The following is a 19,280-nucleotide window of genomic DNA, read 5'->3' on the forward strand; positions in this document are numbered from 1 at the left end:
CTTGCCGTCGGGCCTGGGCGTGAAGGCGGGGCGATGGCATCCGCCGGTCAACACACACCATCGAGCAGCTGCCGAGCGGGCAGGCCATCGAGGGAGCCGGAGGACCCCGTTCTAGGCGGACGGTTCGAGCATCGGCTCGAAGGCGGCATCCTCGTCGTCGGGAACGTGAGGGAGGAATCCGTCGCGGACGGTGCGGGCGGCGGTACTGAGCAGGCGGTCCAGGACTTCCTGGTCGGTGGCCGGGGGAAGTCGCAGTGCGGCGAGGAGGCGGTCGCGGACGGCGGGGTGGTCCGGGTGGTCGTGGAGGTAGTCGGAGTTGAGGGCCGGGGGCCGGAAGCCGGCCAGGGCGTCGTGCCAGGACGGCAGGACGATGGCGAGGGTCAGGGCCTCGGCGAGAGACTCGGCGATGAGGGACGCCCGGCCCTCGGAGTCGGTGTAGAGAACGGGGCGGGGGCCGTCGGGGACGGCCGGTCCGCAGAGGTAGTGAGTGCCGCCCGCGTTGCAGCCGGCGACGGGCTCCGCCGGGAGAGCGTTGGGCAGGGCGATCGTTTCGATCGGGTCGGTGCGGGCAAGATCGAACTCGCCGCCGCAGGAGAGGTAGGAGGCGACCTCGGGGTGCGCGGCGATCCTTCGGAGCAGTGCGCTGTCCGAGAGGGCGGCCGGGTTGAGGGCCCTGGCGATCGCGGGGGTGAGGGCGTGTCCGGCGAGGACGTGGCGGACTGCGTCGAGGGGGACGGGGCGTTCGTAGTAGTCCTCGAACCACGCCTGGACGGCCTCGGGCGAGCGGTCCGTGAGGAGGTGGAAGAGGAAGCCGGAACCGTCCGGGTCCTCACTGCCCGCCGGAAAGTCGATGGCCGAGCCGGTGCGCCAGACGGTGTCGCCGGTCGCCTGCCACAGGCAAACGGTGACCCGAGGGGCGTCGATCCCCTCGTCGTGGAAGGCGGGCTCGTCCAAAAGCGGGCGCAGCGCCGCGGGCACGTCGTCGATGACACCGGGCCAGACCTGCTCGTCGTGCGTGCCGTACGGACTCATCTGCGACTCGTGGTCGAAGCCGCGTATGAGCACACCGGCCGGAGTGAACAGGACGGCGAAGTCGTCTCCAGAGCCGTTCTCCATCAGAGCGGCCTCGACACCGGGGCTCCAGTCGGCATCGAAGGTGTACTGGCAGAACCGCGGATCGTCGCCGATCGCCATGTCCAGGGCGGCCAGTGCACGCAGATGGGCCCGGAGCCGGGCGGGGTCGGGCAGGAGGGCGGCGGTCTCGCGCACAGTGCTCATGGCGTCATCGAAGCAGCCGCCACTGACAATGACTGCAAGATCCTTCGCGACTGTCGGCAGCGGGACGACGGCGCGGCCAGTCGCGTAGGTGGACTGCGCTGGCCGCGCCACAATGCGTCAGGGTCGGCAGGTCGGCCGGACGGTGAGCAGCTCGGTCCGCAGCGCGGGTGTGCCGTCGACGGGCGCCGGGTCCTGCGCAGTCGGTTCGATGCCGCCGGCGGCGATCTTGTCGAGCGTCTTCAGGCCGGCGGTACCGACCGTGCCGAACACCGTGTAGTTCGGTCGCAGCGCGGAGTCGCCGTAGACGACGAAGAACTGCGAACCGTTCGTGTCCGGGCCGGCGTTGGCCATGGCCAGCAGGCCGCGCCCGTATAGGCGACGGACTCCGGTCGGATCGCTCGGTGCCGGCGGCAGGTCGACCGGCAATTCGTCCTTGTACTTGTACCCCGGCCCACCTTCGCCGGTGCTGGTCGGGTCGCCACACTGCAGGACCTTCAGCGTCGGATACGCCGTCAGCCGATGGCACACCGTACGGTCGTAGAACCGGTGCCGCGCCAGGTGCACGAAGCTCTGGGCCGTGCACGGCGCCTTCGCCCGGTCCAGACGTAGCGGGAGCGGGCCCTGGCCGGTCCGGACAGCCACATCGACCGTGCCGTGGCTGGGGGTGCGTCGCGGATCGGGCGGCAGGGGAACCGGCCGCGCCGCCGGCTCGTCCGGGGTCTGGGTGTACTGGCAAGGACCGTGCGTGGTGCGCGGCGGGGCATCGGAAGCGGAGGCGGTGGTGCTGCCCCCGCTCACGACCAACGCTGTCGCCGCCAATGCGGTCATGAGAGCTCGGTTCATCCTGCACACCCTCCAGAAGATCGCCAGGTCTCGGAGCGGTCGCAGTGTAGGGGGCGGCCTGGCGGGCGAGAAGCCGCCCGCCAGCCACATCCGCCTCCCAGGCTTCGGCCCGCGGCAGGCCACTTCGTTCGGAGCCGGGCTGCCCAAGGTCCCCTCGAGAGCGAGGGACGCCGAGGAATCGGTCTTTCAGGGAGTGCAGGCCTGCCCCCGACAGGGCACTGGCAGCCGCCGACCGTCACGGATCGTCCTGGCTTCATCTCGACCTGCCTCATTGGCACGCGACCGCACGCCGGAAGGGTCGGGCAAGCCTCGCGGGCGGGGCGACCGGGCGTCGACGTCGCAGGCGTCGGCCACGGCTTCAGCCCCGGCCGTCTGTCCAGCTGACCTGCTGGCCGGGGCGGCCGCGTCCGTGACGCCACACAGGCGACCTGTCCCCCGTCGCCGAGTGCACGTGGCCAGTCCTCGTTCCCTTCGTCGACGAGCGCTCGCTGATGCCCTACGCCGATCCCGTCGGGCTGCGCACGGTATGTGAGCCGGCCGCGCGCCGCTGAACCGCACGGCAGTCGGCTTCTTGAAGTCCCCTCGTACTGGCAGGTTCCGGCAGCACGGTCAGCCACAAAAGTGGTTCACTTGCTGCCGGTTACCGTGTCGGTGTTGCCTCCCTGTCTACCGAAGGAAGCCCTTTCGATGACTGCCTCCGCTCCGATACCGCCTCCTCCCCCCACCCTGCCGCCGTCTGCCGCCGAACGTCGTGCTCCCTCCCGGTGGATCGCGCTGTGCGTGGCCGCGGTCGTCGCCGCCGGTGCGGGCATCGGCATCGGCTGGCTCCTGTGGGCCGGTTCGGACAACGCGGCGTCCGGAACCGGCCCGGACAACGCGGCGGCGGATGCGGCGGGCGCGTGCCAGGCCTGGAGTCGAGTGCCGGCGTTGAGCAAGATCTACACCAACGACAAGACCTCCAGGGCCTACTTCGCCCGGGTCGGTGGTGCTGCCGCGCTTGCCCAGTCCGCGGCTCAGCTCGACCGCCGTTACGACGCCCTGGACAAGGCCTTCCAGGACGTCACCAGCCGCCTGCAGACCCTCACCGTGAAGGGCCCCGGGGCAGTGGCGGCACAGGACAAGGTGACCACCCTCTGCGCCCGCCTGGACAACTGACGCCCTGCAGCTGTGCGACAAGCCTGCCGATCCCGGTCGCCGTGCTGCGCAACTTCACGGGTCTTTCGACAGGGGGCACTGCCCGCGCGGGGCATCCACACCAGTGCTGATCAGCACGGCAGGCGGCATGCCCAAGTCTTCTCGGTGACCTGGGCGGGGGTAGCAGGGGAGCCCTCCAGCAGCGTGCTCCCACCTGCTGGTCATGGCTTGCCTCCTCCCGGCCGCTGCAACGACCTCCGTCATTGCCTTGTCAGAGGCCGCGGCGGGGTCCCACCTTGCGCGTTACCGGCAGGCGACGTCCGCAGAGCGAGGCGCGGAGGGTGGTGAGGGCCAACGGGAACCTGGGCCTGATGGAGGGTACTTCGGCGGTTCGGCCATGCACGAACGCGCCGGGTTCCGCGGTCGGGAGGGCCGGGCGCTCAGCCCGTCGGCGAGCCGGCCAGGGCGTCCACCTCGGCGGCGAAGAACCTCTCGGGGTCGAAGCCCATCCCCGCGAAGTGCCCGGCGAGTTCCAGGGACAGCGCTCCGTGCAGCCGGGTCCAGAAGGCCAGGGCCCGGTGCAGGACCGCGGGCGTGGCGGGATGTCCGTCCGCCCAGTCCCGGTGCTCCTCGAGGTGCGCGTGGAGCGGCGTCGCCGGGCCGTCCGACGGCAGTGCGGCACAGGCGTCCAGGAGGGTCGTCATGATCTCGGACGCGATCGCGGTGAGGTCGTCCGGGGCGTGGTAGCCGGGGACCGGCGTGCCGTAGATGAGGAAGTAGCGCTGCGGGTCCTCCAGTGCCCACCCGCGCAGGGCGTGTGACAGCGCGCGCACGTCGGGGCCGGCCTCCGCGGCCGCGCGGAAGGTGCCGGCGAGGCTCAGATAGGCGTCCCTGACCAGCTCGGTGATCAGCTCGTCGCGGCCTGCGAAGTACCGGTACAGCGCAGGTCCGCTCATGCCCATCTGCTTGGCGATCGCATTGAGGGAGAGCGCGGACGCGCCCGCGGTGGCGATCTGCTCCCACGCGCGTTCTTTGATCTCCGCACGCACCTGGGCCCGGTAGCGCTCGCGGGGGGTCTTCGTGTCGTGTTCCGCCACTGCCCAGCCACCTTCCACTCCGTTGCGGCAGCACCCGCAAGCTTAGTTAGAGGCTATCACTGAAGCTATTGACTCTCCGCCCGCAAGTGCGTTACAACTTCTAACGAACGCGAAGACAAGTAACTGATCCGGGAACGAACGTGCGGAGGTCACCATGAACACCGAAGGACTCGTCGAGGTCGTACTGCCGGGCAAGGTCGAGCCCGAGGGACTGGAGATCCGGCACGGAGCGGTACCCGCCGCGGGCCCGGGCCAGGTCGTCGTCCGGGTGGAGGCCACCGGCGTCTCCTTCGCCGAACAGCAGATGCGGCGCGGCCGCTACTACGACCAGCCGCCCTTCCCCTTCGTGCCCGGGTACGACCTCGTCGGCACGGTGCTGGCGACCGGCGAGGGAGTCGATCCGGGCCTGGCCGGCACCCGGGTCGCCGCACTGGTCAAGGTCGGCGGCTGGGCCAGCCACGTGCTCGTGGACGCGGCGGACGCGGTGCCGGTGCCCTTCGGGATCGGTGCCGCGGAGGCGGAGACCCTCGTCGTCAACGGCATCACCGCCTGGCAGATGCTGCACCGCAAGGCCCGCGTCCGCGCAGGGCACACCGTCGTGGTGCACGGCGCCAACGGTGGCGTCGGCTCGGTCCTGGTCCAGCTCGCCCGGGCGGCCGGAGCGCGCGTGATCGGCACGGCGTCCGCACGCCACCACGACGCGCTGCGCGAACGGGGTGTTCTCCCCGTCGACTACCGCTGCGACGACGTCGCCGCACGGATCCGGGCACTCGCCCCCGGCGGCGTGGACGCCGTCTTCGACCACGTGGGCGGCCGGGGCATCGTCGACTCCTGGAGCCTCCTCGCCCCCGGCGGCACACTCGTCTCCTACGGCAGCGCCTCCACCCGTGACGACGAGGGGTCCAAGCAGTGGCCCGTCCTCAAGCTGCTCCTGCGGGTGTGGCTGTGGAACGCGCTGCCCAATCGCCGCAGCGCCTACTTCTTCAACGTCTGGGCCGGCCGGGCTCTGTCCAAGAACCGGTTCCGCGCACAACTCCGCGCGGACCTCACCGAGGTCTTCGACGCCCTCCGACGCGGAGAGGTCACCGCCCAGATAGCCGCGCAACTCCCGCTCACCCGCGTCGCCGAAGCCCTGCGGCTCGCCGAGTCCGGCACCGTTGCCGGAAAGGTCGTCCTCGAGCCGTGAGCCGCGAAGGGGGAACACCCCACGGAGCCGGGTTCGACCGTCACACCCGCATCGCGGACCGCCGCAGCACCGCGCCTCGCCCCGCCACAAGGGCGGCGTACCCAGACGCACGACGCTCCACGACTCAGCACGACCAGTCCCGGGTGGTCGGCCGGCTCCAGCTACGACGAGGGGAACCCGATGTCCGGCGACGACCCGTCGAAGCAGCGCCCGGCGGGACCCACGAGGGCGACTTGCCTGGCCGAGCTGCCGGGCGGCGGCCGTCAGCCGCCGTCCCGGACGATGTACCGTCCGACGACGGTCCGACCGGCTCGGCAGGTCGCCTCGGGGCGCCGCACCGGCGAGGCCGTGGCCGTGACCGTGCTGGACGGCCGCACGGCTGATGTAGGGGTCGAGTTGCGGCGCCGCGAGGAGCCACTTCGCGCCCGAACCCGCTTCCTCGGGCGACGCCTCGCGGTGAGCCGTCCGTGCCGGCCTCACCTCACCGTCTCGGGGCGCGTGTTGGACCGCAGGCGACGCCGTCACCGAAGGCCGTGAACAACGACGTGAAAAGTCGTCACTATCCGTGCAACGCTGGCAGCGTGGATCCGGCAGGCAGTTTCGGCCGTCTCCACGCCTTCGTCACCTGCCACCCGCAAGGGAGCACCGTGAACAGCCGGAACCGCATCCCATACTTCCGCTGGCAGCGCCACTTGCCGCGTCTCCTGCAAGACCGGAGCGCGGGCCTGATGATGGCCGGGGCGGCAGCCGCCGCACTGGCGTTCGGCGTCGGCGGCGCTGTCGCCGAGCTGTCCGGCCCGTCAGCAGATCCGTGCCAGCGGGCCCGCGACATCGCCGACGAAGCCCGTCCGGCTGACGGGAAGGTGGACTCAGGCATCGAGCGCGAGGAGGCCATCGACCCGGCAGGTGACTGGCTCGATGCCGCGAACGAATGTCTCAAGAGCGGCGGCGACCCGGGGCCCGGGTTTTAGCCGCCTTCACCACGGCGGCCTCCCGACACTGGCGGGAGCCGCGGCCATGGGGCGCCTCCACTTCAGGGGCAGCGCGAACGCAAGCACAGTCCGGCCGGTGTCACCTGGCGCCCGCGTCGTATCCCCTTGAGGCGTGGGTGACGGTGGCTCCGCCTTCATGGACTGCGAGTCCACGACCGCCGCAGTGGGGCCAGGCTCAGCGGCAGCGAGCAGAAGCGGGCTGCCACCCACCCGTTCACCTTCAGCAGCCGCATGGTCGACGTGTGGCCGGTTCGCGTGGTTGCGTGGCCGCCGCGCCTTCCCGACCCGTCCCCTCGGATACCGCAATGCGCCGGTGATCGAAGCCCTTCCGGGGGAATCGGCGGCGCTTCGCCCCGGGCCGCCCTACTGTGATGTCCCGTCAACCGTTGGGACGATGCGGCGCGGGGTGAGGGTGGGTGTCGGTCGGCAAGGCCGGTCAAGAGGGACAGGACTGGCGCTGGCGGCTGGCCGCGGCGGGCGACGCCTTCGCCATGCGGGTGCTGGCCACCGCGCTGGCCGAGGACGGACGTCATGACGAGGCCGTCGCCTGGTGGGAGAAGGCGATCGCGGCCGGAGACGAGACCGCGCTGCACCAACTCGCGGACCACGTGGGCGCCAGGAGACTGGAACGGCAGCTGCGCCGGCAGGCCGAGAGCGGTGACGTGACCGCCATGGGCAACCTGGCGAAACGCCTCGTGCGCAACAGCGGCGGCCAACGGCTCGCCGAAGCCGTCCACTGGCTGACGCTCGCCGTGCACGCGGGTGCCAACCTGGAGCGGGAACTCGTCGCGGCCCTCGACAGCGCCGGACGGCCGGCCGAGGCGGAGGACCGGCTCCGGCACATGGCCGCAGCCGGTGATCTCCATGCCCTGCAGGACCTCGTCGGACGGCTGCGCGCGGGCGACGACGCCGAGCGGCTCGACGAAGCGGTCGTCTGGCTGACCCGGGGCGTCGCAGCCGGTAAGCAATGGGAGTGGGACCTCGTCGCCGTCCTCGACCGCGCCGGGCGCGCGGACGAGGCCGAGGCGTGGCTGCGGCGGCTGGCCGACCGCCATGACGTCGAGGCCGTGGCGACGCTGGTGCGGCGCGCCCCCGAGAACACGCGTGCGCAGGTGTCCCGACGGGAGCTGGACGGGCCCGCTCGGAACAGGGCCGTGAATCACATCCGCCGGGTCGCGGCCGTCCTCGCCCGTCTCGGTGTCCAGGAGGAGGCCGTCCGCTGGTGGGCGGCGGCGGACGCGTTCGACGACGGCGTCCTCTCCTCCCCCGCCGCGCGCCTGGCCGCCCGGCCGGCTACGGCGTCCGGGGCCCCGGACGCCGGTGTGGAGTGGCAGTTGCGGGAGATGGCCGCCACCGACGACGTGACGGCGACGCGGGTGCTGGCGGGTCGTCTCGCGCGGAGCGGCAGGACGGCCGAGGCCGTGCGACTGTGGACGCGCGCTGACGCCGCGGACGATCGGCGCCGCTGGGGCGGTGCTCTCGCGCAGCACGCCCTTGGCGGCACTCCGGACACGGTGACGACTCGCGGCGGTCCGGTCAGCGCCTCGCGGGACGGCGCGGTGGCCGACGCCTCGCCCGCGGACGCCGATTTCGAGGAGACCCCGGCCGGGACCGTACGAGAACCCGACACCGATCCCGCGACGGCCACGCACCACCTGTCGGCCCAGATGCCCTCCCACGCGGGGCTGTCCGAACCCGTCAGCCTGGTCGTGCGGGTGCCGTTCGGGGCGGATCACGACGATGGCGGGGTCTCGGCCCCGCTGGCCGGGTTCCGGCCGGCGCGCGACGGCTCCCCGTTGACACTCATCGTGCGGGCGCCCGCCGGACTGGACCCCCAGGGCCCACTGGAGCACACCCTGCTGGTGCCGCCCTTCGGTGCCCCCGCGCCGGTGCGGTTCGCGTTCCTGACCCGGGAACCGGGCCTGCACCGCGTCCGGGTCAGCGCCTGGGCCGGGGGGACGTTCCTCACCGAGATCGGCCTGGAGGTGTCGGTGGAGCGCGACGGCCCCTACGCGGTGGAGCCGCCCAGCGCCGCCGACCTGGGCGAGATGCGCGCCCACCCCGGTGAGGTCACGCTGCTCGTGGACCGGGTCGGCGACCAGTACACGTTCCGTCTCCTCTCCGACCGGTGCATCTACGGCGCCGTCCTCGCGCAGGCCCTCACCGCCGCCCCGGAAGCGGCCGCGGAGCGCGCGTACGCCATGCTGCAGAGACTGGCGGCGGGCCGCGGGGAGTACTCCGGCGCCCACGCCCGACGCTGGATGAAGGAGACGGGGGTGGGACTGTGGACGGAGATGGTGCCGGACCCGATCAAGGAGCAGTACTGGCAATTACGCGACCACATCACGGCGTTCAGCGTCGCGTCCGAGCACGACGTCCTCCCGTGGGAGCTTCTCTACCCTGTCGCGCCGGGCCGTGACGAGGGGTTCCTGGTCCAACAGTTCCCGGTCCTGCGCAACAGCCTGGGCCAGCCCCGCTCGTCCGCGCTGCCGATCGGTGAGCCGCACTACATCGTCTCCGCGCGGGCTCCGGTCAACGGCGACAGCGAGATCGAGTCGATCCGCCGGATCCTCGGCACCGGAACCGTCGTCGACACGCTGGACGGCGTCCTCACCGTCATCGACGCGGGCACGACGGGCCCTCTCCACTTCGCCTGCCACAACACCTTCGAACCGGGCGGCGGTTCGTCGATCCTTCTCGCGGACGGCCCCTTCGTCCCCGCTCTCCTGAACAGCGCCGTCGCCTGCCGCTCCCTGCAGGGCGGCCGCCCGCTCATCTTCATCAACGCCTGCCGGGCAGCCGGAGCCGTCCCGCAGTACACCCGGATGCTCGGCTGGGCGCAGCAGTTCATGGGCGCGGGCGCCGGCGCCTTCGTGGGCACGCTGTGGGCGGTGCGCAGCGACAGCGCCCAGCGGTTCGCGGAAGCCTTCTACGCCTCCCTCTCGGCGGGTGAGCCGCTGGGCACGGCGGTGCACCGGGCCCGCTCCCACGCCGGGCACGACGAGACCGACCCCACCTGGCTGGCGTACACGGTCTACGGCGATCCCGCCGCGATGGTCTCCGCCACCGTCCCCGCCGCTGCCCCTGCCGTCTTCAGTCCCACCCGAGGCGTCCCCACCACCGTCCGATGCGAGGAAGCGTGAACGTGACCGACGACGGCGTGCCCGTCGAGGACCTGGTGACCGCCGTCAAGCGGGCGGTCACGGAGTCGAACATGTCGGCAACGGCGGCCGGGCGGGATCTGCGTGTCACCTCGGTGCGGCTCACCCTGCACGCCCTCGCCACTGCGACGGCCGGCGGTTCCCTGAACTTCCGGCTCCCGTTCATCGGCATGAAACTCAGGATCGGGCGCACGGTGTCCCGCCGGGACACCCATGTCATCGAGATGACCCTCGTACCTCCCGATCTGGCGCAACAGCACGAGCTGCGGGACAGCACGGTGGACGCCGTCCTGGTCGACGCGATCGCGATGATCCGCCGCGTGACGGCGTCGGCGCGGACCGGGGACGATCCCTTCCACCTCCAGGAGGGCTCGGTGCGGCTGGAGTTCGCGATCACGGCGGACGGGTCCGTGTCCCTCGGCCTGGACGGCGCCCTGCACGAGGAGGTGACACACACCCTGCTCGTCACGGTCGCTCCCCCGGCGGACTGAACCCCGGTTGCCCTCGCGCCCGTCGACAGCGCCGGGTGACGGCCGCGCGAAAGTCCCGGCGATGGACGGCCTGCTCGGCGTCATCCGGCGTCATCCGGCGTCAGGCGACCCGTCTCCAGGACGTCGCCGACGACATCGAGGCAGAGGTCAATCGCGACTGCCCACGCGCGATCAAAACCACCGGCCACCGTGAACACGCTGGCCAGCTGTGAGTGGATCAAGAAGGGCTCGCTTTCAACGGCACCATCATCGAGACCGGCACCGACTCCTACCGTCCGGCCAGCACCCGAGCCCGAGCCGAACACGCAGAAGCGGGCTGACCACCGCTTCACCGCCTGGCCGGCAACCGCTGAGGGCCGGCCAGGCCGACGTCATCCGAGCGGGACAGGCCCTGCTACCGGGGGCCAGCGTCCAGATGAGCTGCGATCCACGTGATCGTCCTGGCGTTGTCTTCGAACAGATGCGCCTGCATGCCCGCCGCCCGGGCCGCCTCAACGTTTACGGCGAGATCGTCGATGAAGAGGCAGCTCTCCGGCCGCACCTCCAGGCCGGCGCATGCGGCCTCGAAAGCACGTGGGTCCGGCTTCTCGATGCCGATCTCGTGCGAGTACACGATCTTTTCGACCAGTTCGTCGAAACGGTACAGCGCCGTCTCCCGCTCCCGGGCACCGACGAAGCTGTTGCTCAGGATGCCCAGCCTGCAGCTTCCCCGCAGCCCTCGCACATAAGCGATGAGTTCCTCGTTAGGCGTCCCCAGGTATTCCGCCCAAAGATCCGCCATGAAGGCTTCCACCTGGGACGCATCGAGCTCCAGGCGTGCTGCCACCTGCTCGTGAACCTCGCGTTCGCTGATGCTCCCGACACTCCCGGCCTGCCACACGTCGCGCATCCGCTCGTGCACAGTGCCCGGCGGCAGCACCAGCCGCTCTTCCCACCGCTGCACCGATCCTGTTTCCGGCGTGATCTCCAGCACGCCACCGATATCAAGAATGACGCAGGTCGCCGTCACTCGAGCTCCCCCTCTTCGTCCGGCCGGCTGGCGAGCGCACACCGCCCGCTCATGTGATCTATGGAGACACTGTTGTCCTTCCTGCTGGGGAAAGGTCAAGCGATCTTGGAAGCTTGTGGCAGCCCTGTTGCGAGCCGCGACACGACTCGGCTGCCTCAGCAGGTGCCTTCACAACTCATGACGATCCGCGGAGTCCTCGGCCGGGCGACGACGTCAGAACTCGTCAACAAACGCTGTCGCAAGAAGTGAACGAAGCCAGGCACACCCTCGCCCGGATGAAGAACTGGAAGATGCTCCGCGACTGCCGCCACCCCGGGCGACGGCCTCCGTCAGGCCGTTCAGGCAGTCGCCATCATGTGCAACCTCGCCATGGCACGGTGAGGCAGCGAGTTGCAGCATCACTCAGAGCCGTCCTCACCAGACCTTCCGCAACACCTCTTTGGGCACTGCGCCCGAGCCCTGACGCTCTCGCAGCGGATCGGGCGCTTCTGGAACCGCACTGCTGCTGGCATCTGTTCGCATGCCGACCGGGCGCGGCAGCCGCCCCGGGACGATCGGTCCTGCTCACCGGGAGTCGCTCAAGCCAGCAGGGTTGCAAGGGCGCCGGCCACGGCGGTGGCAAGGGTGATGACGGCAGCGAAGGTTACGGCCGCGCGGGTGAGCGCGGCGGGGTAGGTGGCGCCATCGAGGCGGGCGAGCTTGCACGCGCCCGCGGCAGCCAGCAGCGCGACGACGACCACGAGTGCTACGGCAAGGAGAACGACGGCGACGGTCACGGTAAATCCCTTCGAGAAGGCGGGTGGTTGCTGTCCCGTTGTCCCGGATTTGGCGTACGCCGGGGTCCGCGCCGAACGATGATGAACACCGGCGGACACTCACGTCGGGAGGAATGGTGCAAGGCGAGCAAGAGGCGGCCCAGGACGCTCTATCGCAGCTGCGGCGCCAGCTGGAGGTCAGCCGGGCCGTCGCTCGGCTGACCAAGACTCAGCTGGCCAAGAGGGCGGAGGTCTCGCGGACCACGGTGTACGAGGCGCTGCGGCAGGGTGGTCCGGTGCCGGCAGCGGAGACTGTAGCCGCGCTGGGGAAGGCACTGAAGCTGTCTGTGGACGACCTTCTGGAACTGCGGAGCTGCGCTGCCACGCCCGCGCGTCCGGCAGCAGCGGAGCACTCGGCCACGCCTGGCCGACCGCTGTCCGCGTGGGATCCACACGATTTGGAGGTGCACCCCGTCAGCGCCGTAGTAGGAGAGGACTGCAGGAACGTACGGGAGCGGCGGGTGCTTCCGAAGTACGTGCCGCGCCAGCACGATGGAATGCTGGCTGACGCCGTGCAGGAGGCGGCCGCGGGCCGCAGTGGGATGGTGGTGCTGGTCGGCACGTCCTCCACGGGCAAGACCCGGGCGTGCTGGGAGGCTGTGCAGCCGCTTGCCGCGCGGGGGTGGCGGTTGTGGCACCCCTTCGATCCAACCCGGGCGGAAGCCGCCCTGGAGGATCTGCATCGGGTCCAGCCGTGCACGGTGGTCTGGCTGAACGAGGCCCAGCACTACCTCGGTGATCCCGCCTTCGGTGAGCGTATCGCGGCCGCCGTGCACCATCTGCTCAGTGCCAAGGAGCGGGCCCCGGTCCTGGTGCTGGGTACGTTGTGGCCGGAGTACGCCGACGTCTACGCCGCCCTTCCTGAACCTGGCCCTTCTGAGTCTGATCCTCACAGTCGTGCCCGCGAACTGCTCAGCGGCAGGCGTATCCGGGTCCCGGACACCTTCGACCAGAAGGCACTGGCCTCTGCGCGGGCGCTGGCCAGGGCGGGCGACGCTCTGTGGGCCGATACCCTGTCCCGGGCCGACGGTCACGGCCGTGTGGCCCAGGATCTGGCCGGCGCCCCTGAGCTTCTGCGTCGGTACGAAGACGGCTCCTGTGGTGCCAGAGCGATCCTGGATGCGGCCATGGATGCCCGCCGCCTGAGAGTCGGACTGCATCTGCCCCAGGCGTTCCTCTCCCATGCCGCGCTCGACTATCTGACTGATTCCGACTACCAGCAGCTCAGCGAGGACTGGGCAGAGGCTGCCTACGCCGAACTGACCCAACCCGTCCACGGCAAACAAGCCCCTCTCAGCCGTATCCGTCCCCGCCCACAGCACCGCCCGCCCGCACCGCAGCCGCCGACCACCGCGCCAATGACGCCTCCAGCAGGGCGGCTCTTCCGGCTTGCCGACTACCTGGAACAGCACGGCCGTACGCTCCGACGGCCCCATTGCCCGCCCGCATCCTTCTGGCACGCCGCGCACACCCACCTCACCAGCGGCGACGACCTCGGCCGTCTCGCCGACGCAGCCCGCCGCAGACACCGCCTGCAGTGGGCGCACCACCTCAGCCGGCGAGCTGCCGAGACCGGCAACTGCGATCCCCTGTTGCTGCTGGCCCGGACGCGGGAGAAGGCCGGTGACCGCGACGGCGCCGAGGCCCTACTGCGACAAGCCGCTGACCACGGCCACGTTGAAGCCCTGACCCACCTGGCCCAGTTGCGGTTGAAGGCCAGGGACCGGGAAGGCACCGAGTCCCTCCTGCAACAAGCAGCCCACGCTGGGCACATCGATGCCCTGACCCACCTGGCCCGATTGCGGGAGGAGGCAGGGGATCGGCAAGGCGCCGAAACCCTCTACCGGCAAGCCGCCGACCACGGCAGCACCGATGTCCTGGTCTACCTGGCCCAGTGGCGGGAGGAGGCCGGGGACCAGGAAGGCGCCGAAGCCCTCCTCCGGCAAGCCGCCGACCACGGCAACACCCGCGCACTGGTCCACCTCGCCGAGCGGCGCGAGAACGGCGGGGACCGGGAAGCCGCCGAGAGTCTCCTCCGGCAGGCCGCCAGCCACGGCAACACCCGCGCCCTGGTCCACCTCGTCGACCGGCGGGAAGAGGCCGAGGACCGGGAAGGGGCCGAAACCCTGGCTCGACACGCCGCCGAGCAGGGGAACACCGATGCCCTAGCCCACCTTGCCGAGCGGCGGGACTGGGGCAGGGACCGCGAAGGCGCCGAAACCCTTGCCCGGCAAGCCGCCGACCTGGGCGACACCCGCGCCCTGGTCAACCTCGCCGTACTCCGGGAGAAGGGCGGCGACCGGGGAGGCGCGGAAACCCTGGCCCGGCAAGCCGCCGACCACGGCAACACCCGCGCACTGGTCCACCTCGCCATGCGGAGGGAGGAGGCCGGAGACCGGGAAGGGGCCGAAACCCTGGCTCGACAGGCCGCCGACCACGGCAACACCGATGCCCTGGTCTACCTAGCCAGGGAGCGGGAGAGGGTCGGGGACCCAGGAGGCGCCGAAGCCCTTGCCCGGCAAGCCGCCGACCACGGCAACACCCGCGCACTGGTCCACCTCGCCGAGCGGCGCGAGAACGGCGGGGACCGGGAAGCCGCCGAAAGCCTCTACCGGCAAGCCGCCAACCACGGTAATGCCGACGGCGTATACCCAACCGAAATGACGAGAGTGTTTCAAAGGCTGTGGCCGTATGGCCTGGACCCGGACGGTACGCCGTCCCCCCGATGGCCATGATCTACATGCCACCAGCCAGGACTGGCCGCGTTGCGCGGTCCCTTCTGCCGGACCCTACGGGGGCGATGCGGTCGCCGTCGAAGGCGTGCCGCATGCCGAGGGTGTAGGCGGTGACGCCCGGTGCCGATGCCGAAGGTCTCGGTGGCCAGGCTGTGGTGCTCGGGAGCGACGATCGCCACCGGCGTGAACCAGCCGATGGTGTGCAGGGCCACGATGAAGGCGGCCATACCGCCGGCGCTGGCCCATTCCTTGCGGGTCATCGAGGTGCGGATGCGGCGCCAGGAGATGCCGCGGCCGACGGTCGGGGCGGCCGGTCGGGAGCGGATTCCGGGAGCGGGGGTCATGAGGCTTTCGCGCACCCACCGCGCGGCGCTCGCGGCATCCGGTGCGACAGGTGCTGCTCGACACCCCGGGGTCACCCCACCTGGGCTGAAGCGGCCATGGCCGCTGGTGCTGCGCAGCCGAAGCGTCAGGGCGAGAAGGTCCGCCGGAAAGTGAAAGGGCTCGCTGCGCGTATCACCGGCCGCTCTCCGGGGGCCGAGACGAGCATGCTGAGCGGACGATGGGCGCCCTCAATCCGGTCCCGGCCCGCCCGGCCCGGCGCCGGGCGGTGGTGCTGCGGGTCGCCCTGCCCAACGTTCCGGCCGGCACCGCGACACTCGGCAGCGTCGGCGCGGCTTTGGTCCACGGCACCAGTCCGTGGTCACGCCCGCTGAACGTGCTGACCAGCGCCTCATTACGCAGGACGCAGCAGTGCTCAACGGGAAGCTCCAACAGGTGCCGGCGACCGGCAACCCGCTGATCGAGGCCCGTGCCGGACCGGCACACGGGCCACTCGGACCAGCGCGAGTTCGGGATTGTCGATCGGCGGCGAGGGTGACGGACGGCGAACACGGCCCTCCTGGGCGGTAGCGCGTGGCTCATTGCCATGGGGGCGTTGGCGTACCGTCCGGGTCCAGGCCATGCGGCCACAGCCGTTGCAACGTCAACTCCCACTCGACCTGACGGATCTGGGCGTCAGGCCGGCCGCGGTCGGCGGCCTGCCGGGCCAAGACTTCAGCACCTTCCCGGTCCCCGGCCTTCTCGCGAATCTCTACGATCCGGGCAACGGCGCGGGGATCGCGGTGGTCGGCAGCCTGCAGGTAGAGGGTTTCGGCGTCTCTCGGGTCCCCGGCCTTCTCACGGATCTCGGCCAGGTGGTACAGGGCGCGGGTGCTGCCGTGGTCGGCGGCCTCCCGGGCCAGGGTTTCAGCACCTTCACGGTCTCCAACCTCCCCTCGCCGCACCGCCAGGCGGTACAGGGCCTCGGTGTCGCCGTGGTCGGCGGCCTGTCGGGCCAAGGCTCCAGCGCCTTCCGGATCCCCGGCCTCCTCACGGATCTCGGCCAGGCGGACCAGGGCGGCGGTGCTGCCGTGGCCGGCGGCCTCCCGGGCCAGGGTTTCAGCACCTTCGCGGTCTCCAACCTCCCCTCGCCGCACCGCCAGGCGGTACAAGGAGTGGATGTCGCCATGGTCGGCGGCCTGTCGGGCCAAGGCTCCAGCGCCTTCCGGATCCCCGGCCTCCTCCCGAATCTCCGCGAGGCGGGCCAGGGCTCGGGGGTCACCGTGGTCGGCGGCCTGCCGGGCCAGAATCTCGGCGCACTGACGGTGCCCGGCCATCTCACGAATCTCGGCCAGGCGGACCAGTGCGGCGGAGTTGCCGTGGCCGGCGGCCTGCCGGGCCAGGGCTTCAGCGCTTTCCCTGTCCCCAGCCTCCTCACGGATCTCGGCCAGGCGGACCAGTGCGTAGGTGTTGCCCTGGTCGGCAGCCTGCCCGTGGAGGATTTCCCCGCCTTCCAGGTCCCCCGCCTTCTCCCGCAACACGGCCAGGAGGTACAAGGCGTGGGCGCTACCGTGGTCGGCGGCTTGCCGATAGAAGGCTTCGGCGCCCTGTTGGTCCTCAGCCTGCTCACATTGCACGCCCAGGCGGATCATTACCTGGGTGTTGCCTTGGTCGGCAGCCTGCCGGTAGAGGATCTCCGCGCCGCGCCGGTCCCCGACGCTCTCACGGATCTCGGCCAGGCGGACCAGCGCGTTGTTGTCGCCGTGGTCGGCGGCCTGCCCATAGAGGAATTCGGCGCCCTGCGGGTCCCCGATCGCCGTCCGCAGCATGGCCGCGAGGTGCAGGGCATCAGTGTCGCCGTGGTCGGCGGCCTGCCGGAGGAGGGTTTCCGCGCCTTTGCGGTCGCCGGCCTTCTCTCGCAGAACGGCCAGGCGGTATATGGCGTCGGTGCTGCCGTGGTCGGCAGCGTGCTGGTAGAGGGTCGCGACGCCCCGTTGATTCCCCACCCTTCCGCGGATGTCGGCCAGGCGGTGCAGGGCATCAATGTTGCCCTGGTCGGCGGCCTGGCGGGCCAGGGTTTCCGCACCATCCGAGTCCCCGGCCATCTCACGGATCTCGGCCAGGCGGACCAGGGCGTAGGTGCTGCCGTGGTGGGCGGCCTGCCGGGCCGCGGTATCGGCGCCTTCGTGGTCCCCGGCCATCTCCCGCATCTCGGCCAGGAAACTCAGGGCGCTGGTGCTGCCGTGCCGGGCGGCGCGGTATTGGAGGTGGCGGGCCCATTGCAGGCGGTGCCGGGCGTCTGCTGCCTGGGCGAGGTTGTCCAGATCGTCGGGGTGGGTGAGGTGGGCGTGGGCGGCGTGCCAGAAGGAGGAGGGCGGGCACAGGTGTGTGCGGGTGGTACGGCCGTGTTGTTCGAGGTGGTCGGTGAGCCGGAACACCGGCACCACCAACGACGAAGATGGTGGGGCTGCGGCTGTGGAGGGGGTGGGTGGGCGTCCTGGGGGCCGAGGAGTGGTGCGGCGCAGGGGGGCTTGTTTGCCGTGTACGGGTTCGGCGAGTTCGGCGAAGGCGGCTTCGGCCCAGTTGTCGGTGAGCTGGTCGTAGTCGGTCTGGCTGAGGTAGTCGGTGGCGGCGTCGGTGAGGAAGGTCTGCGGGAGATGGAGGCCGGCGCCGAGGCGGCGTGCGTCCATCGCCGCTTCCAGCAGCGCCTTGGCGGCCGGGGTGGCCCGTTGGTAGCGGTTCAGAAGTTCGGGTGCGCCGGCCAGGTCCTGGGTGACCCGCCCGTCGCTGTGGGTGCGGGTGAGGGCGTCGGCCAGCAGTCCGTCACCGTCCTCGGCGAGGGCGGCCGCCGCAGCCAGGGCCGGCGCGTCGAAGAAGTCCGGGATGGTCACAGTGCGATGGGAGAGCAGTTCCCGTACTCGGCTGTGTGGATCTCCCCCACCCGGGTATGGCAGGGCCGTGTACTGGTGGGCATATGCGGGCCACAGCGTGCCCAGCACCAGGACGGGCCCACGATCCGGGCTGATCAGCAGACGGTGGACCGCCGCCGCGATCCGCTCACCGGCCGCGCGGTCACCGAGATAGTGCTGAGCCTCGTTCAGCCACACCACCGTGCGCGGCTGGACACGTCGCAGGTCCTCCAGGGCGGCCTCGACTCGGGTCGGGTCGTATGGGTGCCACAGCCGCCATCCCTGGGCGGCGAGGGGCTGGACGGCTTCCCAGCACGCCCGTGTCTTGCCGGTCGACGACGATCCGACCAGGACCAGCATCCGGCTGCCGCCGCCCGCGGCCTCGCGCACCGCCTTGGCCAGGTCCTCGTCATGGGCGCGACGTACATAGCCGGGCAGCGTCCCTCGCGCCGGTGCTCCGGTGGAAGCTACATCGCTGGCGGGGTGGACCTCCAAATCGTGGGGGTCCCACTGCCCGATCAGTTTGCCGAGCTCCTCATCCCGTACCTGCTCACGACCGGCCTCGTCTGTTGCGGTTCGCCGTAGCTTCAGCAGCTGCTCGGTCGGCAGGCCGAGCTTGTCTGCCAGTACCGCGACCGTCACAGCAGACGGCACCGGCCCGCCGCGCTGGAACGCTGTCTGAACGGTTGTACGCGACATTCCGGTCCGCGCAGCCAGCTGCGTTTTCGTCAGCCCCTTGCGCGCCAGAGCGTCTTCCAGCCGCTGGCGCAGCTCTGTGAGAGCCGCTTCCCAGTCATCAAGTCGCCGGCTCACGTGCACTCCCAGCCCCAGCCCAGGCGTGTTCAACGATGTTCATCTTCGTCTGGCCGATCCGCGGCGAACACCGATTCTGCGAACTTATGACACGTCAACACCTCAGCCGGTACGGGGGGATCGCCGTGATTCACATCGCCATCGTCTTGCTCGCCGCCGCCCTCGTCGTCGTGAAGTTCCCACACTGTACTCAGGCACGGCCCAGGCCTGCTCGTCTCGATTCCCCACTCTGTGCTCGAGGACAAGCCGCGTTCCCTCTCGCTGGTCTGAGCCGCATCGGACTGGTGGGGTCGCGATCGACGTGCCCGGCCGCGCTGAACGCAGCCACCGTCGTCCGCCGCGTCACCAGGACGGCAGCACAGGGTTGGAAACGTCGCCGTGACTGACGCCCTCTCGACAGGTCCAACGACTCTGCGGCGGTGGTTGGTTCCCGGTAGGAACGTGACGTTTCGCCCAGCCCGTTGACCTGTCGCAGCACACCGTGACGGCCCCATAC

General features: G+C 70.9%; 13 protein-coding genes and 1 pseudogene. 7 read left to right on the top strand and 7 right to left on the bottom strand.

Annotation, left to right across the window (positions count from 1 at the left end; genetic code table 11):
- Positions 1–111: 111 nt before the first annotated feature.
- Complete coding sequence (locus tag ACF08B_RS36165; RefSeq protein WP_392321277.1) at positions 112–1,278, bottom strand: hypothetical protein; 1,167 nt, start codon at positions 1,276–1,278, stop codon at positions 112–114.
- Between the two features lie 117 nt (positions 1,279–1,395).
- On the bottom strand, positions 1,396–2,121 hold the full coding sequence (locus ACF08B_RS36170; protein ID WP_392321278.1) for a peptidylprolyl isomerase: 726 nt from the start codon (positions 2,119–2,121) through the stop codon (positions 1,396–1,398).
- Positions 2,122–2,808: 687 nt separating this feature from the next.
- Here ACF08B_RS36170 and ACF08B_RS36175 point away from each other — a divergent pair.
- Positions 2,809–3,276 (top strand): hypothetical protein, encoded by a 468-nt coding sequence (locus ACF08B_RS36175; RefSeq protein ID WP_392321279.1) that lies wholly within the window; start codon positions 2,809–2,811, stop codon positions 3,274–3,276.
- A gap of 419 nt (positions 3,277–3,695) precedes the next feature.
- On the opposite strand, the gene ACF08B_RS36180 is transcribed toward ACF08B_RS36175, so the two are convergent.
- Positions 3,696–4,352 carry a TetR/AcrR family transcriptional regulator gene (locus ACF08B_RS36180; protein WP_392321280.1) on the bottom strand — a complete coding sequence of 219 codons (657 nt, stop codon included), beginning with the start codon at positions 4,350–4,352 and terminating at the stop codon, positions 3,696–3,698.
- Between the two features lie 154 nt (positions 4,353–4,506).
- On the opposite strand from ACF08B_RS36180, the gene ACF08B_RS36185 reads away from it, so the two are divergent.
- The 4 genes from ACF08B_RS36185 to ACF08B_RS36200 all read left to right on the top strand — a co-directional run bounded on the left by ACF08B_RS36185 (position 4,507) and on the right by ACF08B_RS36200 (position 10,182).
- Complete coding sequence (locus tag ACF08B_RS36185) at positions 4,507–5,538, top strand: medium chain dehydrogenase/reductase family protein (RefSeq protein WP_392321281.1); 1,032 nt, start codon at positions 4,507–4,509, stop codon at positions 5,536–5,538.
- A gap of 533 nt (positions 5,539–6,071) precedes the next feature.
- Positions 6,072–6,509 (top strand): hypothetical protein, encoded by a 438-nt coding sequence (locus ACF08B_RS36190; protein ID WP_392321282.1) that lies wholly within the window; start codon positions 6,072–6,074, stop codon positions 6,507–6,509.
- A 437-nt stretch (positions 6,510–6,946) separates the two neighbouring features.
- On the top strand, positions 6,947–9,673 hold the full coding sequence (locus ACF08B_RS36195) for a CHAT domain-containing protein (RefSeq protein ID WP_392321283.1): 2,727 nt from the start codon (positions 6,947–6,949) through the stop codon (positions 9,671–9,673).
- Positions 9,670–10,182 carry a trypco2 family protein gene (locus ACF08B_RS36200; protein WP_392321284.1) on the top strand — a complete coding sequence of 171 codons (513 nt, stop codon included), beginning with the start codon at positions 9,670–9,672 and terminating at the stop codon, positions 10,180–10,182. The genes ACF08B_RS36195 and ACF08B_RS36200 overlap by 4 nt, the downstream gene beginning before the upstream one ends.
- A gap of 80 nt (positions 10,183–10,262) precedes the next feature.
- Here the strand turns inward: ACF08B_RS36200 and ACF08B_RS36205 are convergent, their stop codons facing one another.
- Positions 10,263–10,403 carry a hypothetical protein gene (locus ACF08B_RS36205; protein WP_392321360.1) on the bottom strand — a complete coding sequence of 47 codons (141 nt, stop codon included), beginning with the start codon at positions 10,401–10,403 and terminating at the stop codon, positions 10,263–10,265.
- A gap of 6 nt (positions 10,404–10,409) precedes the next feature.
- On the opposite strand from ACF08B_RS36205, the pseudogene ACF08B_RS36210 reads away from it, so the two are divergent.
- Positions 10,410–10,502: pseudogene (locus ACF08B_RS36210) on the top strand (AAA family ATPase); the annotation flags it as partial.
- A 74-nt stretch (positions 10,503–10,576) separates the two neighbouring features.
- Here the strand turns inward: ACF08B_RS36210 and ACF08B_RS36215 are convergent.
- Both ACF08B_RS36215 and ACF08B_RS36220 read right to left on the bottom strand, forming a co-directional pair.
- Positions 10,577–11,191: an HAD family hydrolase gene (locus ACF08B_RS36215; protein ID WP_392321285.1), complete on the bottom strand. Its 615-nt coding sequence runs from the start codon at positions 11,189–11,191 to the stop codon at positions 10,577–10,579.
- A 578-nt stretch (positions 11,192–11,769) separates the two neighbouring features.
- Positions 11,770–11,967 (bottom strand): hypothetical protein, encoded by a 198-nt coding sequence (locus ACF08B_RS36220; RefSeq protein WP_392321286.1) that lies wholly within the window; start codon positions 11,965–11,967, stop codon positions 11,770–11,772.
- A gap of 500 nt (positions 11,968–12,467) precedes the next feature.
- Here ACF08B_RS36220 and ACF08B_RS36225 point away from each other — a divergent pair, with 500 nt between their 5' ends.
- A complete protein-coding gene (locus ACF08B_RS36225; protein ID WP_392321287.1) occupies positions 12,468–14,741 on the top strand; it encodes a hypothetical protein in 2,274 nt (757 codons plus the stop codon).
- A gap of 920 nt (positions 14,742–15,661) precedes the next feature.
- Here ACF08B_RS36225 and ACF08B_RS36230 read toward each other — a convergent pair.
- Positions 15,662–18,784, bottom strand: coding sequence for a helix-turn-helix domain-containing protein (locus ACF08B_RS36230; protein WP_392321288.1), 3,123 nt, complete (start codon positions 18,782–18,784; stop codon positions 15,662–15,664).
- Positions 18,785–19,280 lie beyond the last annotated feature (496 nt).

Origin of the sequence: Streptomyces sp. NPDC015139, assembly GCF_043079785.1 — a bacterium.
Lineage (GTDB): Bacteria > Actinomycetota > Actinomycetes > Streptomycetales > Streptomycetaceae > Streptomyces > Streptomyces albidocamelliae.

Bases quoted from the DNA above. Each gene is read 5' to 3' on its own strand.
- ACF08B_RS36165 (WP_392321277.1), bottom strand. From the start codon at position 1,278: ATGAGCACTGTGCGCGAGACCGCCGCCCTCCTGCCCGACCCCGCCCGG.
- ACF08B_RS36170 (WP_392321278.1), bottom strand. From the start codon at position 2,121: ATGAACCGAGCTCTCATGACCGCATTGGCGGCGACAGCGTTGGTCGTG.
- ACF08B_RS36175 (WP_392321279.1), top strand. From the start codon at position 2,809: ATGACTGCCTCCGCTCCGATACCGCCTCCTCCCCCCACCCTGCCGCCG.
- ACF08B_RS36185 (WP_392321281.1), top strand. From the start codon at position 4,507: ATGAACACCGAAGGACTCGTCGAGGTCGTACTGCCGGGCAAGGTCGAG.